Below are 14,599 nucleotides of genomic sequence, written 5' to 3'. Positions count from 1 at the left end.
GGGAGCGAGCCTGCTCGCGAAGGGGCCCTTATCGGCAATGAAGATTCAGACTGACACAACAAAAAACGCCGCAATCAACCCCATCCCCAAAAACCACACCAACGACCGCAACACCGCCCAGTCCGCCAGATAGCAAATGATGTACAGCAGCCGACTGGTAATGAACAAAACCGCCAACACATTGATCGTCACTAACTCGGCATTGCCCACAAGGTGCGCCACGATCACCGCTGCGGCAAACGCCGGGGTCACTTCAAAGCTGTTCAATTGCGCCGCATGGGCACGCCTAGCAAAACCATTGAGCGATTCGAGAAAGTCCCGGGGGTCATGGTTGTCTTGCAGGCGATAACCGCCACTGGCCTTGGCGATGCCCGTACAGACATAGGGCAGGAAGATCGCGACCAAAATGCACCACAGAGCAACCGTCATAACGCAGTCCCTTCTTCAGGTTTCAGAGCAGTCAGAATTTCATCACCAGCATGCCGATCAACACCAGCCCACAGGCCAGCAGCCGTGGCCGGCCGAAAGGTTCTTTCAAGTAACGCATGCCGAACAGCACCACCAGAATCACGCTGATCTCACGCAAGGCCGCCGCTTCGGCAATCGAGCCCAGCTGCATGGCCCACAGCACCAGAGCGTAGCTGAACAACACGCATAACCCGACCGCCAGGCCCAATCGCCACTGCTCGCGCCAGAACAACCTGAACGCCGGTCGCTTGCGCGCCCAGGCCAGCAACGGGAACGGCCAGGCGCTGAGCAGCGTCACCCAGACCAGGTAGTCCAGTGGATGCGACCAGCGCCTTAGCGCCTGGCCATCGATGAAGGTGTAGCAACCGATGCACAGGCCGATCAATGCCACCACCGGCAGCATCGACCACGGCAGGCGCGCACCGCCTCCGCCCTGCCACAGCAGGCACAGCATGCCCAGCGGAATCAACAGGATCCCGAAGATCTGCTGATGGGTCAGTACCTCTCCGGCAAAGATCAGGGTCAGCGCCAGCACCACCAGCGGCGATAACCCGCGCATCAGCGGATAGACCAGCCCAAGGTCGCCGACCCGATAGGCCTGGATCAACAGGTAGCGATAGAGCAACTCGAACGCCGCCGAGGCCAGAATCCACGGCCAGATTTCAACCGGGGGAAGCTCCACGAATGGCAGCATCACGAGGACAAACAACATCGCCACGCTGTCCATGCAGGCCACCACCAGCAACCGCTCAGCGCTGAATTTGATCAGGGTATTCCACGCCGCATGCAACAGCGCCGCCACCAACACCAGAGCCGTCGCAAGCACGGCACACTCCTTTTTGTAGTCCCCACAACTCCCTTGTGGGAGCGAGCCTGCTCGCGATGAACTTCAAGACAACGCGTTTATCCAGACAACCCGCGTCATCGTTGACGACCATCGCGAGCAGGCTCGCTCCTACAAGTTGGGCACAGAGAATTGATTCGCGATATGTCAGCAGCTGTTTATACTGCAACCGACCACGCCGCACTCAGTTGCGCACAGACTAATTCCAATAAAATCTGCCTTTGGCCGCTCTCGCCGAGAATGGCCGTCGGCATGCGTATGCCTGATCACAGCGTCAAGACTACCGACAGAGACCTTGCGCATGCCACTCGCTTTGCTTGCCCTCGCCGTTGCCGCGTTCGGCATCGGCACCACTGAATTCGTCATCATGGGCCTGTTGCCCGACGTCGCTCGCGACCTCGCGGTGAGCATTCCCCATGCCGGGCTATTGATTACCGGCTACGCCCTGGGCGTGGTGTTCGGCGCGCCGATCCTTGCGGTGGGCACCGCCAACATGCCGCGCAAGGCCACGCTGCTGGGCATGACCCTGATGTTCATCCTCGGCAACATGCTCTGCGCCCTGGCTCCCAACTACGCCACGCTGATGGCCGCCCGCGTGGTGACCGCACTGTGCCATGGCGCGTTTTTCGGTATCGGTTCGGTGGTTGCCGCCGGGCTGGTTGCACCGAACAAACGGGCCCAGGCGATTGCCATGATGTTCACCGGCCTGACCCTGGCCAACGTGCTGGGCGTGCCCCTGGGTACGGCACTCGGACAATTTGCCGGCTGGCGCTCGACGTTCTGGGCCGTGTCGGTGATCGGCGTGATCGCTGCGATTGCCCAGTGGCTCTGGTTGCCGAAAAACATCGCCATGGACAAGGCCAACCTCGCCAGCGAGTTCAAGGTCCTGGGCAAGCTCAACGTGTTGATGGCGCTGGGCATGAGTGTGCTGGCATCGACCAGCCTGTTCAGCGTCTTCACCTACATCGCCCCGATCCTGCAGGACGTCACCGGCGTCAGCCCCCATGGCGTGACCATCATGCTGCTGTTGTTCGGCGTGGGCCTGACCGGGGGCAGCATGCTCGGCGGGCGCCTGGCGGACAGTCGCCTGCTGCCTTCACTGGTGGGCATGGCGATGGCCGTGGTGCTGGTATTGGCCGCCTTCACCCAGACCAGCCACTCGGTGGTCCCGGCTGCGATTACGTTGGTGTTGTGGGGGATTTTTGCCTTCGCGCTGTGCCCGATTCTGCAATTGCTGATCATCGATCAGGCCCACGAAGCGCCCAATCTCGGCTCAACTTTGAACCAGAGCGCCTTCAACCTGGGCAATGCGACCGGCGCGTGGATCGGCGGCCTGGTGGTCGCCAGCGGCGCGGACCTGGCGGACTTGCCCTGGACCGGCGCGCTGGTCAGCGGGTTGACGGTGCTGACAGCCCTGTACTTCATCTACCGCCAGCGCCGCAGCATCCTGGCGTTCAATGCATCGACTTGATGCCGGCTATTTTTTGAGCTTCTGCGGATCGGGTTCTTCGCCCTGATCCGCCGAATTTTTCGGTGGCCCGCTTTCACTGCGAATCTGCGCATGGCTGATCAGCGCGAAGATAAAGCTGCCGCCGATGATATTCCCCACCAGCGTGGGCCCCGCGAACACCAGCCAGAAATCCTTCCACGGCAATTCACCGGCAAACACCAGGTACGAGACCTCCAGCGAGCCGACCACGATGTGAGTGAAATCGCCCAGCGCCATGAAATAAGTGATGAGGATGATGATCCACATCTTGGCGCTCTCCATGGACGGAATCATCCAGACCATGGTGGCAATCATCCAGCCGGAAATAATGCCCTTGGAGAACATCTGGCTGCGGTCGCTTTCCATGACCTTGCGACCGATGTCGAGGAAGGCCAGGTCCGTCTTGCTGTCGAAAATCGGCAGTTCGAGCATCACATAGGCTACCAGCAAGGTGCCGCAGAGGTTTCCCACCAGTACCACTGTCCACAGCCTCAGCAACCGACCGAAGTTGCCCAGCGTGGGTTTGCTCATGATCGGCAGGACAGCTGTCAGGGTGTTTTCGGTGAACAGTTGCTGGCGGGCGAGAATGACCGCGAGAAACCCGGCGCAGTAGCCGAAACTGGCAATCACCTTGAAACCTTCGCCATCCGGCAGGCGGGAATTGAGCAAACCCATGGCCATCAGCGACAGGCCCATGGTCAGGCCGGCGGCCAGTGCCGACCACCACAGCGCGGCAATGCTGCGCTCAAGTTCCTGATCGCCCTGGGTTCGGATGATTTCGTGCAGCACCGCCGCGCGCGGTGGCTGGCTTTTCTCGACTTCGTGCTTTTCCTTGGGCGAGAGGCCGGGGGTCTTGCCTTCTGGGGACGTAGTCATGGCCGTATCACCGGTGGCGAGTTATTTAGCTACGACCTGTGCGGCGGGCATTCCGTTCTGTGCAGGAGCGAGCCTGCTCGCGATGGTCGTTAACGATAATGCTGGGCACCTGACACCCAGCGGGGTTCTCGAGTCCATCGCGAGCATGCTCGCTCCTACAGGGGGCGCGTCATTCGACGCTGGCCTCGTCCTTGAACTGGTCCTTGACGTACTTGATCTCGGTCCGACCGTGCGGGGCGGGCAAGCCGTCTTCGCCGAGGTTGACGAAGACCATCTTCTCGACCGTCAGGATGCTTTTGCGGGTGATCTTGTTGCGCACTTCGCAGGTCAGGGTGATCGAGGTGCGACCGAACTCGGTAGCGGTGATGCCCAACTCGATGATGTCGCCCTGGCGCGAGGCGCTGACGAAGTTGATTTCGGAAATGTACTTGGTGACGACGCGCTGATTGCCCAGCTGGACGATGGCGTAGATCGCCGCTTCTTCATCGATCCAGCGCAGGAGACTGCCACCGAACAGCGTGCCATTGGGGTTGAGGTCTTCGGGCTTGACCCATTTGCGGGTGTGGAAATTCATATGCACTCCTGAGCGTCTTTCCGATAGATGCCCGGGATCATGGCAGAGCTTTTGCCAGAGCTCTATTTGGCATCTTCTATAGCCACTATTACCGTTCGAACATTGACCGACAGAAACCCTTTGGAAGATCAGCATAGACGGCTATAATCGCCCCCGTTTCAAAACGGTAACTTCCACTTGCTACCGTTTTCCCGCCACCTGTCCGAGGGGCGCTGCAGCAGGTAAAACCTGTCAGGCTCGGATGGGGCGTTGCCAGGCCTGACCGGCCCGACACTAAACGCACAACGGCGCCCATTCGCATAACTACGAATGGAGGCTCTTCATGAGCGCTGTAACCACGCCTGCAGATTTTACCGATTACAAAGTCGCCGACATGTCCCTGGCTGCCTGGGGCCGTCGCGAAACCATCATCGCCGAATCCGAAATGCCGGCCCTGATGGGTCTGCGCCGCAAGTACTCCGAAGAGCAACCGCTCAAGGGCGCGAAGATCCTCGGCTGCATCCACATGACCATTCAGACTGCCGTGCTGATCGAAACCCTGGTTGCCCTGGGTGCCGAAGTACGCTGGTCGTCCTGCAACATTTTCTCGACTCAGGACCAGGCTGCCGCTTCCATCGCCGCTGCCGGTATTCCGGTTTTCGCCTGGAAAGGTGAAACCGAGCAAGAGTACGAGTGGTGCCTGGAGCAAACCATCCTCAAGGATGGTCAGCCTTGGGATGCCAACATGATCCTCGACGACGGCGGCGACCTGACCGAGCTGCTGCACAAGAAATACCCGCAGGTCCTGGATCGCGTCCACGGCGTGACCGAAGAAACCACCACCGGCGTTCACCGTCTGCTGGACATGCTGGCCAAGGGCGAACTGAAGATCCCGGCCATCAACGTCAACGACTCGGTGACCAAGAGCAAGAACGACAACAAGTACGGCTGCCGTCACAGCCTGAACGATGCGATCAAGCGCGGCACCGACCACCTGCTGTCCGGCAAGCAAGCGCTGGTCATCGGTTACGGTGACGTAGGCAAGGGCTCCGCTCAGTCCCTGCGTCAGGAAGGCATGATCGTCAAGGTTTCCGAAGTCGACCCGATCTGCGCCATGCAGGCCTGCATGGACGGTTTCGAAGTGGTTTCGCCGTTCATCGACGGCATCAACAACGGCACCGAAGCAAGCATCGACAAAGCGCTGCTGGGCAAGATCGACCTGATCGTGACCACCACCGGTAACGTCAATGTTTGCGACTCGAACATGCTCAAGGCTCTGAAGAAGCGTGCTGTTGTCTGCAACATCGGCCACTTCGACAACGAAATCGACACCGCTTTCATGCGCAAGAACTGGGCATGGGAAGAGGTGAAGCCACAGGTACACAAGATCCACCGTACCGGTGCTGGCAGCTTCGACCCACAGAACGACGACTACCTGATCCTGCTGGCCGAAGGCCGTCTGGTGAACCTGGGCAACGCCACCGGTCACCCGAGCCGCATCATGGACGGTTCGTTCGCCAACCAGGTTCTGGCGCAGATCTTCCTGTTCGGCCAGAAGTACGCCGACCTGTCGCCAGCTCAGAAAGCCGAGCGCCTGACCGTTGAAGTACTGCCGAAGAAACTCGACGAAGAAGTGGCCCTGGAAATGGTCCGCGGTTTCGGCGGCGTCGTGACTCAACTGACCAAGACCCAGGCCGACTACATCGGCGTGACCGTCGAAGGTCCGTTCAAGCCGCACGCTTACCGCTACTAACAGGCAGCGATTGTTCGCTCTTCCTGTAGGAGCGAGCCTGCTCGCGATAGCGTTGCATCAGTCGACATCAACGTTGAATGATGAACCCTCTTCGCGAGCAGGCTCGCTCCCACATGGAACATGTGTTGCTTCGCTGGTTCTTGCGTTTCCAAGGATATGACCATGTCCCAAGATCGTCGCTACAGCTTCGAGTTCTTCCCTACAAAGACCGATGCTGGGCATGAAAAGCTGCTCGCCACTGCCCGTCAGCTGGCCACGTACAACCCTGATTTCTTCTCTTGCACCTACGGCGCAGGCGGTTCGACCCGTGATCGCACCCTCAACACCGTGTTGCAGCTCGAAAGCGAAGTCAAAATCCCTGCCGCACCGCACCTGTCCTGCGTGGGTGACAGCAAGGAAGATTTGCGCGGCCTGCTGAGCCAGTACAAGGCTGCCGGCATTACCCGTATCGTCGCTTTGCGTGGTGACCTGCCTTCGGGCATGGGCATGGCCAGCGGCGAACTGCGCCACGCCAATGATCTGGTCGAATTCATTCGTGAAGAGACCGGCGATCATTTCCACATCGAAGTCGCCGCTTACCCGGAAATGCACCCGCAAGCCCGCAACTTCGAAGACGATATCGCCAACTTCGTGCGCAAGGCCAAGGCCGGCGCCAACAGCGCGATCACCCAGTACTTCTTCAACGCCGACAGCTACTTCTACTTTGTAGATCGCGTACAGGCGCTGGGCGTCGACATTCCGGTCGTACCGGGCATCATGCCGATCACCAACTACAGCAAACTGGCGCGTTTCTCCGACGCCTGCGGTGCGGAAATCCCGCGCTGGATCCGCAAGCAGCTGGAAGCGTATGGCGACGACACCCAGAACATTCAGCGCTTCGGTGAGCAAGTCATCACCGAAATGTGTGAGCGTTTGTTGCAAGGCGGCGCACCAGGGCTGCATTTCTATACCCTGAATCAGGCCGATGCCAGCCTGGCTGTGTGGAATAACCTGAAGCTTCCCCGCTGATCGTTATCCCGCAGGAACAAGGACCCTCTTCGGAGGGTCTTTTTTTAAGTAGTAACCATGGAAAGTTCTAGCAATGACGCCTTCGACACCACGCCCGCAACTCGTCTACCTGGTTTTCGGCTCCGAAACCTATCACCAGGAAGCCGTCTTCAGCATTGCCAGTGCCTTGGCCCGGCTGCGGGAAACGCCGGACGTCGCACTGGACATTCAGGTTTTCAGTGACAACCCGCAGCCCTACGAGAAACTGCCGGTTCGCGTTCGAACGCTCGACGAGGCCACACGCCGTCGCTGGAACGAACCCCATGGCTATCACTTTCGCGCCAAACATGTCGCCCTGCGCACGGTGCTGCAAGAGTCCGAAATCGCGTTATTGATCGACACCGACACCTTTTTCCATTGCTCGCCGCTCGCCTTGTTCGAACGCGTGCAGCCCGGCACGCTACTGTGCAACGACTACTACACCACCTACGGCAACAACAAAGAAAACCTGCTCTACAGCACGCTGGCGGCCACCCTCCAGGAAAGAGGCCTGGCGGACGACAAGATGATGTTGCTCAACTCCGGCGTCATCGGTCTGCACCAAAAGGATGCCCACATACTGGATCACTCGATCGCCCTGATCGACGAGCTGTACCCTTCCGCAAGCGGCGCGTACACCCTTGAGGAGTTCTGCCTGGCGGTCGCTGCCTACCGCACGCTGGAGATCCGAAAGTGCCCGGACCTGATCCATCATTACTGGAGCCGCAAGCAGTTGTTTCGGGCCAAGGTCCAGGCCTGGGTCGCCAAACATGCCGCGCAACCGACCAGCGCTGCCGCCCTGGACGATACCCACCGCGTAACGGATCGGCTTCCACGCCCACCCCGTTCCCAGCGATTGCTCTACAAGCTCATCACCCTGGCGTTGCCCGTGCATTTGCGTCAGTTCGTTCGCGAAATCCTTTATGGCTGCTATGACCATCCAAACGAATTCGACAGGGCCTGCGGTCCGGTCTGGTGGGAAAAGGCGCTGCAAAACCAGAAGGAACGCGTCGGTACGCCCGTGTGCGAGCATTTGCTGGAGCACTGGTTCACTCACCGTCTGGTCCGGATGATTCTCGGGCGTCGACGCACGGCGATCCATGAACACTTGCTCAATTCGCCGAGCAAATAGAGACGTCGCGCCCAATCTGCTCAAGTCAGGGTGAAACATGCAAGCCAGAGCTTCTCATTAGGCGCCCCGCGTACTAACCTCAGGCGATGCCTGTCATTTCCCAGCTTCTGACCGTTGTACTTTTTACTTGCCTGAGCTTCGCTGCCCGGGGCGAGAAACTGCGCATCGTCACCGAACCCTGGGCGCCTTACGTCTACGAGGAAAACGGCAAATCCCTGGGGCTGGACTACGAAACCACGGCCATCGTCTTCAAGCGCCTGGGCATCGAAGTGGAGTGGCAGTTCCTGCCATGGAAACGTTGCCTGTCGATGCTTGAAACCGGCCAGGCCGACGGCGCGCTGGACATTTTTCACAGCGACGAACGCGACGCGACCCTGCTCTACCCCAGCGAACCGCTCTCGCAAGTGCAGTTCGTGATGTTCTACGCCAATGCGCACCCTCACCCCTTTCGCACCCTCGACGAACTGCGCGGCCTGACGATCGGCACTTCGCCGGGTTACCTGTATAGCGAGGATTTCAGGGAATCGACGCTGTTCACCCGCGAACCGGCGCCGAGCCATGAAGCCAACTTCGGCAAGCTGCTGCGCGGGCGGATCGACCTCCTGATCACCGATCGCCGGGTCGGCCAGCATTTGCTCGACGAGCTGAAAATCCGCGACAGGATCACCGAGAACCCGACCATCATCAGCCAGCAGAGCCAGTTTCTGGCGGTGCGCCGCAATGCCGGGATGGATTTGCTGGTCCAGCGTTTCGGCGCCGAGCTCAAGCGCTTCAAGCGCGAACCGGCCTATGCGGAACTGAGCGCCCGCTACGGCGCTGCACCGTCCGATCCGGCGAGCGCAGCGAACGCCGCCAATGCCACCGCCATCCGCTCGAAAACCGTTGAGCAGCAGGAAAGCGGCGCGCAGTGATTGCTCTGTTATACTCCGGCCTTCCCGCCAGGCTTACGCCCGGACGCTCGGAATCGTTCTAGGCATCTCGACCCCGCTACAGCGCAGCTTTTCAGCCCGCGCGAGCGCTCCAGACGAGCTTTCGAAACCCAGCAGGACCGGACGGGATTGCGTCCTCTTGAACGCCATTCGCGCCAGGCAAGACTCCCATTGGGCCAAGCCCTAACTAAAACAGGATTACTCATGTCCTTTGCTTCCCTCGGTCTCTCCGAGGCCTTGGTCCGCGCCATCGAAGATGCGGGCTATACCGAGCCTACTCCGGTGCAACAGCGGGCCATTCCCGCCGTGTTGCAAGGTCGCGACCTGATGGTCGCGGCACAGACAGGTACTGGTAAAACCGGCGGTTTCGCCCTCCCGATTCTGGAGCGGTTGTTCCCCAACGGTCACCCGGACAAATCCCAGCGTCACGGCCCGCGCCAGCCGCGCGTACTGGTCCTGACTCCTACTCGCGAACTCGCCGCGCAAGTGCACGAGAGCTTCAAGGTCTATGCCCGTGACCTGAAATTCGTCAGTGCCTGCATCTTCGGCGGCGTCGGCATGAACCCGCAGGTTCAGGCCATGTCCCGTGGCGTGGATGTGCTGGTGGCCTGCCCTGGCCGCCTGCTCGATCTCGCTGGCCAAGGCAGCGTCGACCTGTCCCACGTGGAAATCCTCGTGCTGGACGAAGCCGATCGCATGCTCGACATGGGCTTTGTCCATGACGTGAAGAAAGTCCTGGCCCGTCTGCCGGCCAAACGGCAGAACCTGCTGTTCTCGGCGACCTTCTCCAAGGACATCACCGACCTGGCCGGCAAGCTGCTGCACAACCCGGAACGCATTGAAGTCACGCCGCCGAACACCACGGTCGAGCGCATCGAGCAGCGCGTGTTCCGCCTGCCCGCCAGCCACAAGCGTGCGCTGTTGGCCCACCTGATCACCGCCGGTGCCTGGGAACAGGTGCTGGTATTCACCCGCACCAAACACGGCGCCAACCGCCTGGCCGAGTACCTGGACAAACATGGCCTGCCGGCCGTGGCAATCCACGGCAACAAGAGCCAGAACGCGCGCACCAAGGCCCTGGCCGACTTCAAGGCCAACCAGGTACGCATCCTGGTCGCCACCGACATCGCTGCCCGTGGCCTGGACATCGACCAGTTGCCTCACGTGGTCAACTTCGAACTGCCGAACGTCGATGAAGACTACGTGCACCGCATTGGCCGTACCGGTCGTGCCGGTCGTTCGGGCGAAGCCATCTCGCTGGTCGCCCCGGACGAAGAAAAACTGCTGAAAAGCATCGAACGCATGACCAAGCAGAAAATTGCCGACGGCGACCTGATGGGCTTCGATGCCAGCGCCGTGGAAGCCGAAAAACCGGAAGCCCGCGAACGTCCGGACATGCGCAACCCGCGCAATGCCCGCGGTCCGCGCGGTGAGGGTCCGAACGGCAGCGGTGGCGGTCGCAAGGACAAGGGCAAGGACAAAGGCAAGGAAAAATCCGGCTCCGGTGAGAAAACCGAGCGCGGTGAACGCCCGGCCCGTCAGCAAAAACCACGGGAAGGCACCCCGGCTCGCGAACAGCGCCAGCCAAGCCAGCCACCGCGCGCCGCCGCTGATCGTGCCCCGGACGAATTCCTGGACGACGATATCGACAACTTCGGCAACCGTATCGACTACGTACCGCAACCGAAACCGGCCCAAGGCCGTGGCCGTCGTCCGGGTGCTCCGGCACAAGGCGCAGCCGCAGGTACCGGCGCGCCACGTGGCGGCAAGCCACAGGGTCGCCAGAATGGTCCGCGCAGCAGCGATGGCACCAGCAGCACGCCAGCGGGCAAGCGCAACGGTCCACGCAACGGCGCACCACGTGACGGCCAGGCCCGTCGCGAAGACTCGCGCAATCGCCGTCCGGCTCGCGACGACCAGTCCCGTTCGGAACCGGCAGTGCAGAACCCTCGCGGCAATGCGCCGAAGATCATGCACAAGGAGTCCAAGGCTGACCGCTTCCCGACGCCTGAGCAGCTGGATCAACTGCCAACCCGTCCGCGTGGCGAAAAGCCGGCGTTGCTGACCCGCAATCGCTGAGTTGTCGCTGAAATGAAAAATGCCCCGTACCGAAAGGTCCGGGGCATTTTTTATGGGTCACCAATAACCTGTAGGAGCAAGGCTTGCCCGCGATGGTGTCTTCGGGGACACAACAGAAACCGAGGTGCGCCCATCGCGAGCAAGCTTTGCTCCTACAGGTTTCGGCGCGCAATAAAAAACGCCCGCGCTCGGAGAGCGCGGGCGTTTTTTGTCAGGCGCGAAAATTACTTCGCTTTGACACCTTCAAACGAAACGTACATGTCGACCGCGTCGGACTGTGGACCCAGGTCCATCATCTTGCCGAAATCAGAGCGCTTCAGGCTGAAAGTACCCTCGAAGCCGGCACGGTAGCCGCCCCATGGATCCTTGCCTTCACCCACGAAAGTGGCCTTGACCACGATCGGCTTGGTCACGCCCAGGATGGTCAGGTCACCAGCCACGTCAGCAGTGTCTTTGCCTGCGGCGTTTTTGCCGGTTGGCTTGACGCTGGTGGAAACGAACGTCGCTTTGGTGCCGTTCAGGAAGTCTTTGCTGGAGATGTGCTTGTCACGTTCGGCGTTGTTGGTGAACACGCTGGCAGTGTTGACGTTGAACTCGATCTTGCTGTCTTCAGGCTTGGCAGCGTCGAAATTGAACTTGCCGTCGATGTCCTTGAAAGTACCGGTGATGTAGCTGTAGCCCAGGTGGCTGATCTTGAAGTTAACGAAGGCGTGCTGGCCTTGCTTGTCGACCACGTAGTCGGCGGCCATTGCATTGCCGGCGGCGAACAGCGCCGAACCGATTGCCAGAGCGGCCAGAGTCTTTTTCAACATACTTTGTTTTCCTTTGGAGTCGAGGTTGAACTTCAGGCTTTGCGACCCAGCATGCGCTTGAGGGTCACATCGCGGTCGATAAAGTGGTGCTTCAGTGCTGCCAACGCATGGAGGCCGGAAAAAATCACCAGCGCCCACGCCAGATAGAGATGAATCACACCGGCGTTGTCCGCCTGGTCCGGTAGTCCGGAAACCAGCGCAGGCACTTCAAACCAGTCAAACACCGGTATCCCGACACCTTCTGCGGTGGAAATCAGGTAACCGGCAATCATTACAGCGAACAGACACAGGTACAGGAAAATATGGCCGAACTTGGCGCCCAGCCGGGTCATGGGGCTATAGCTGGCCAGGGTTGGCGGCGGTGGGCTGATGAAGCGCCACAACACCCGCAGCACCATGACCGCAAGCAGAATCAGACCGATGCTCTTGTGCAGATCCGGACCTGCCTTGCGCCACGGATCGTAGTAGCCGAGATCGACCATCCACAGCCCAAGGCCGAACAGACCGAATACGGCCAAGGCCACGCCCCAGTGCATGAAGATGCTGATCCAGCCGTAGCGGGATGTAGAGTTACGTAGCTGCATTGCCGGGTTCCTGTAAGTGCTGGGCCAAGACTATCGATTTACCTATCGAATTAAAGCCGAAAATTTCGCTTTGAAATATCGAGAAATGCGATCAAGAGTCTGAAATGAGTGAGTTAAGGAAAGATTAAAGGCGAAAGTTTGACGAGGTGTTAGCGCCAAGCCGGAATTTTGTCGTGGCCAAACCGCCCTTCTTCGCGGGTTTGCCTGGGAAGGCGGTAGGCAAGGCAAAAAAAAGCGCGACCCTCGGGCCGCGCTTTTTTTACACCTGAACGTTACTAAGCCTTGGTCTCAGTGGTCGCCGCCGGTTTGGCCGCTGGCTTCTTCGCCGGTTCAGTCTTTTTTGCCGGAGCCTTGGCCGGGGCCTTTTTCGCTTCGGTCTTGGCTGCCGGCTTTTTCGCCGGCGCCTTGGCTGGAGCTTTCTTGGCGGGCTCGGCCTTCACCGGTGCCGCAGGCTTCGGTGCCTCGACCGGAGCAGGGGCAGGAGCCGGAGCCGGGGCAGGTGCTGGAGCAACCGGAGCTACCGGCTCTGGCGCCTTGACCGGTTCCGGCTTCTTCTCGTCATCCGAACCACCGAACAGGTTGGTGAAGAAGTTGCCCTTCTTCGCCGCCACGGCACCCGCGCCAGCCACCGCAGCAGCCGCAGGAACCACTTTCGCCGGCTCGAACGACTTGCCCGCCGCCAGGTCTTCAACCTGACCGGCCGCACGCTGGCCGCTGCGCAGCGCGCCTTCCAGGGTGCCCGGGTACAGGGTGTCAGTGTGTTCGCCGGCAAAGGTTACGCGCTGGATCGGACGTTCCCACAAGCGCCAGAACTTGCTGATCTGGCCCGGACCGAAGGCCAGGTAGGCGCCACCGGTCGATGGGTCGGTGCTGTATCGGCGGATTTCATAGCCGGTGAACGAACCGCGCGCCTGTGGATAAAACGTGTGCAGGCGGATCAGTACCTGATCGACCATCTGCTTGTCGCCGAAGGCCTGCATCACACGCGCGTTGTCGCCCGACAGGTTGATCACCACATTGGCGCCGCCCTTCAGGGCCGGTTCGATCCACAACATGCCCAGACCGGTGTTGCTGTAGATCTCGCCCGACATGCGCGCCTTGCTTTCCCACACTGGCGTCTTGAACTTCAGCATGATCTGGTCGCGCCAGCCGTAGTTGGTGCCCTTGATCGCGGCCAGGTGCTGGGCGTCCAGCGCCGGGGTCATCTGGATCTTGTTCAGAGCGCGCAACGGCACAGCCAGGACTACGTAGTCCGCCTGATAGCCGACGCTGCCGGCCTTGACGGTGACACCGTCCTTGTCCTGGATGATGGCCGAGACCGGGGAATCGGTCTTGATGGTTTTCAGCTGCTTGACGAAGGCCTGGGCCAGCACCGCACTGCCGCCAACCAGACGCGAAGCGCGCAGGTCGCGGTCAGAGACGCCACGGTTGACGCGGCTCTGCTGGGCGAAGTACAGCAGCGAGAGGCGCGAAGGTTCGTCGTAGCGGGTACGGATCTGCTGGTTGATCAACTGGCGCGCGGTCGGCGGCAGGTTCTGCTTGTCGAGCCAGCCGGACACGTTGATCTGGTCCAGGGCGTGCAACGTGTTGTTGGCCGCCGGGTTCAGCGGATCTTCGATCGAGCGAGCCAAGTCATCGAGGGTTTTCTCGTAGCGCTTGAGCGCGTCCGCGGTGACCGGGTCCTTGGTGGCCAGGTCGGCAGCGCTGTAGTACACGCCGTCGATCAGGTAGCCCGGGGTCCGCACGAACTCCGGAGCCGGCGTGGTGCTCAGCTTGAAGGTCGATACGTACTTGTTCAACACCGGCTGGGTCTTGTCGTTGCCGATCCACTCGCTGGTGGCCATGCCCGAACGTCCGCCCAGGCTCGGCTTGGCTTCCAGCAGCGTGACCTGCCAGCCCTTGTTTTGCAGTTCATAGGCAGCCGTGAGGCCCGCGACCCCGCCACCGACGACAATCGCGGTTTTATCCTTGGCCAGCGCAGACACGCTGAACAGCCCCAACATCACCAGCGCACAGGCGCGCAGCCAACCGACAGACATTCAGCGAACTCCGGA

Annotated in this window: 13 protein-coding genes and 1 riboswitch; of the genes, 6 read left to right on the top strand and 7 right to left on the bottom strand. The window is 60.5% G+C overall.

Annotated elements, in window-relative coordinates; translation table 11 throughout:
* Positions 1-45 precede the first annotated feature (45 nt).
* Both ABTV29_RS01820 and ABTV29_RS01815 read right to left on the bottom strand, forming a co-directional pair.
* On the bottom strand, positions 46-429 hold the full coding sequence (locus tag ABTV29_RS01820; RefSeq protein ID WP_433768588.1) for an MAPEG family protein: 384 nt from the start codon (positions 427-429) through the stop codon (positions 46-48).
* 31 nt (positions 430-460) lie between these two features.
* A complete protein-coding gene (locus ABTV29_RS01815; RefSeq protein WP_433768586.1) occupies positions 461-1,294 on the bottom strand; it encodes an EamA family transporter in 834 nt (277 codons plus the stop codon).
* A 319-nt stretch (positions 1,295-1,613) separates the two neighbouring features.
* On the opposite strand from ABTV29_RS01815, the gene ABTV29_RS01810 reads away from it, so the two are divergent.
* Positions 1,614-2,783 carry an MFS transporter gene (locus ABTV29_RS01810; protein WP_433768584.1) on the top strand — a complete coding sequence of 390 codons (1,170 nt, stop codon included), beginning with the start codon at positions 1,614-1,616 and terminating at the stop codon, positions 2,781-2,783.
* Positions 2,784-2,789: 6 nt separating this feature from the next.
* Here ABTV29_RS01810 and ABTV29_RS01805 read toward each other — a convergent pair whose 3' ends face one another.
* Both ABTV29_RS01805 and ABTV29_RS01800 read right to left on the bottom strand, forming a co-directional pair.
* Complete coding sequence (locus ABTV29_RS01805) at positions 2,790-3,677, bottom strand: formate/nitrite transporter family protein (RefSeq protein WP_433768582.1); 888 nt, start codon at positions 3,675-3,677, stop codon at positions 2,790-2,792.
* 169 nt (positions 3,678-3,846) lie between these two features.
* Positions 3,847-4,251: an acyl-CoA thioesterase gene (locus tag ABTV29_RS01800; RefSeq protein ID WP_433768580.1), complete on the bottom strand. Its 405-nt coding sequence runs from the start codon at positions 4,249-4,251 to the stop codon at positions 3,847-3,849.
* Between the two features lie 198 nt (positions 4,252-4,449).
* Positions 4,450-4,551, top strand: a riboswitch (S-adenosyl-L-homocysteine riboswitch).
* A 22-nt stretch (positions 4,552-4,573) separates the two neighbouring features.
* Between ABTV29_RS01800 and ahcY the strand changes: the two genes are divergently transcribed.
* From ahcY to ABTV29_RS01775, 5 genes are all read left to right on the top strand, one after another.
* Positions 4,574-5,983 (top strand): adenosylhomocysteinase, encoded by a 1,410-nt coding sequence (ahcY, locus tag ABTV29_RS01795; RefSeq protein WP_433768579.1) that lies wholly within the window; start codon positions 4,574-4,576, stop codon positions 5,981-5,983.
* A gap of 162 nt (positions 5,984-6,145) precedes the next feature.
* On the top strand, positions 6,146-6,991 hold the full coding sequence (metF, locus tag ABTV29_RS01790) for a methylenetetrahydrofolate reductase [NAD(P)H] (protein ID WP_433768577.1): 846 nt from the start codon (positions 6,146-6,148) through the stop codon (positions 6,989-6,991).
* 73 nt (positions 6,992-7,064) lie between these two features.
* Complete coding sequence (locus ABTV29_RS01785) at positions 7,065-8,141, top strand: hypothetical protein (protein WP_433768576.1); 1,077 nt, start codon at positions 7,065-7,067, stop codon at positions 8,139-8,141.
* Between the two features lie 86 nt (positions 8,142-8,227).
* Positions 8,228-9,052: a substrate-binding periplasmic protein gene (locus tag ABTV29_RS01780; protein WP_433768575.1), complete on the top strand. Its 825-nt coding sequence runs from the start codon at positions 8,228-8,230 to the stop codon at positions 9,050-9,052.
* A gap of 222 nt (positions 9,053-9,274) precedes the next feature.
* The gene (locus ABTV29_RS01775) at positions 9,275-11,149 is read left to right on the top strand and encodes a DEAD/DEAH box helicase (RefSeq protein ID WP_433768574.1); all 1,875 of its coding nucleotides are present in this window, start codon (positions 9,275-9,277) and stop codon (positions 11,147-11,149) included.
* A 224-nt stretch (positions 11,150-11,373) separates the two neighbouring features.
* Here ABTV29_RS01775 and ABTV29_RS01770 read toward each other — a convergent pair whose 3' ends face one another.
* The 3 genes from ABTV29_RS01770 to ABTV29_RS01760 form a co-directional block, all read right to left on the bottom strand.
* A complete protein-coding gene (locus ABTV29_RS01770; protein WP_433768573.1) occupies positions 11,374-11,961 on the bottom strand; it encodes a YceI family protein in 588 nt (195 codons plus the stop codon).
* Between the two features lie 32 nt (positions 11,962-11,993).
* Positions 11,994-12,545, bottom strand: coding sequence for a cytochrome b (locus ABTV29_RS01765; protein WP_433768571.1), 552 nt, complete (start codon positions 12,543-12,545; stop codon positions 11,994-11,996).
* Positions 12,546-12,820: 275 nt separating this feature from the next.
* Positions 12,821-14,584: a flavin monoamine oxidase family protein gene (locus tag ABTV29_RS01760; protein ID WP_433768569.1), complete on the bottom strand. Its 1,764-nt coding sequence runs from the start codon at positions 14,582-14,584 to the stop codon at positions 12,821-12,823.
* Positions 14,585-14,599 lie beyond the last annotated feature (15 nt).

This window comes from Pseudomonas putida, from assembly GCF_050989985.1.
GTDB classification, from domain to species: Bacteria; Pseudomonadota; Gammaproteobacteria; order Pseudomonadales; family Pseudomonadaceae; genus Aquipseudomonas; species Aquipseudomonas putida_AI.
The sequence above is the reverse complement of the archived record's forward strand: the minus strand, read 5'-3'. Positions and strand labels throughout refer to the sequence as shown.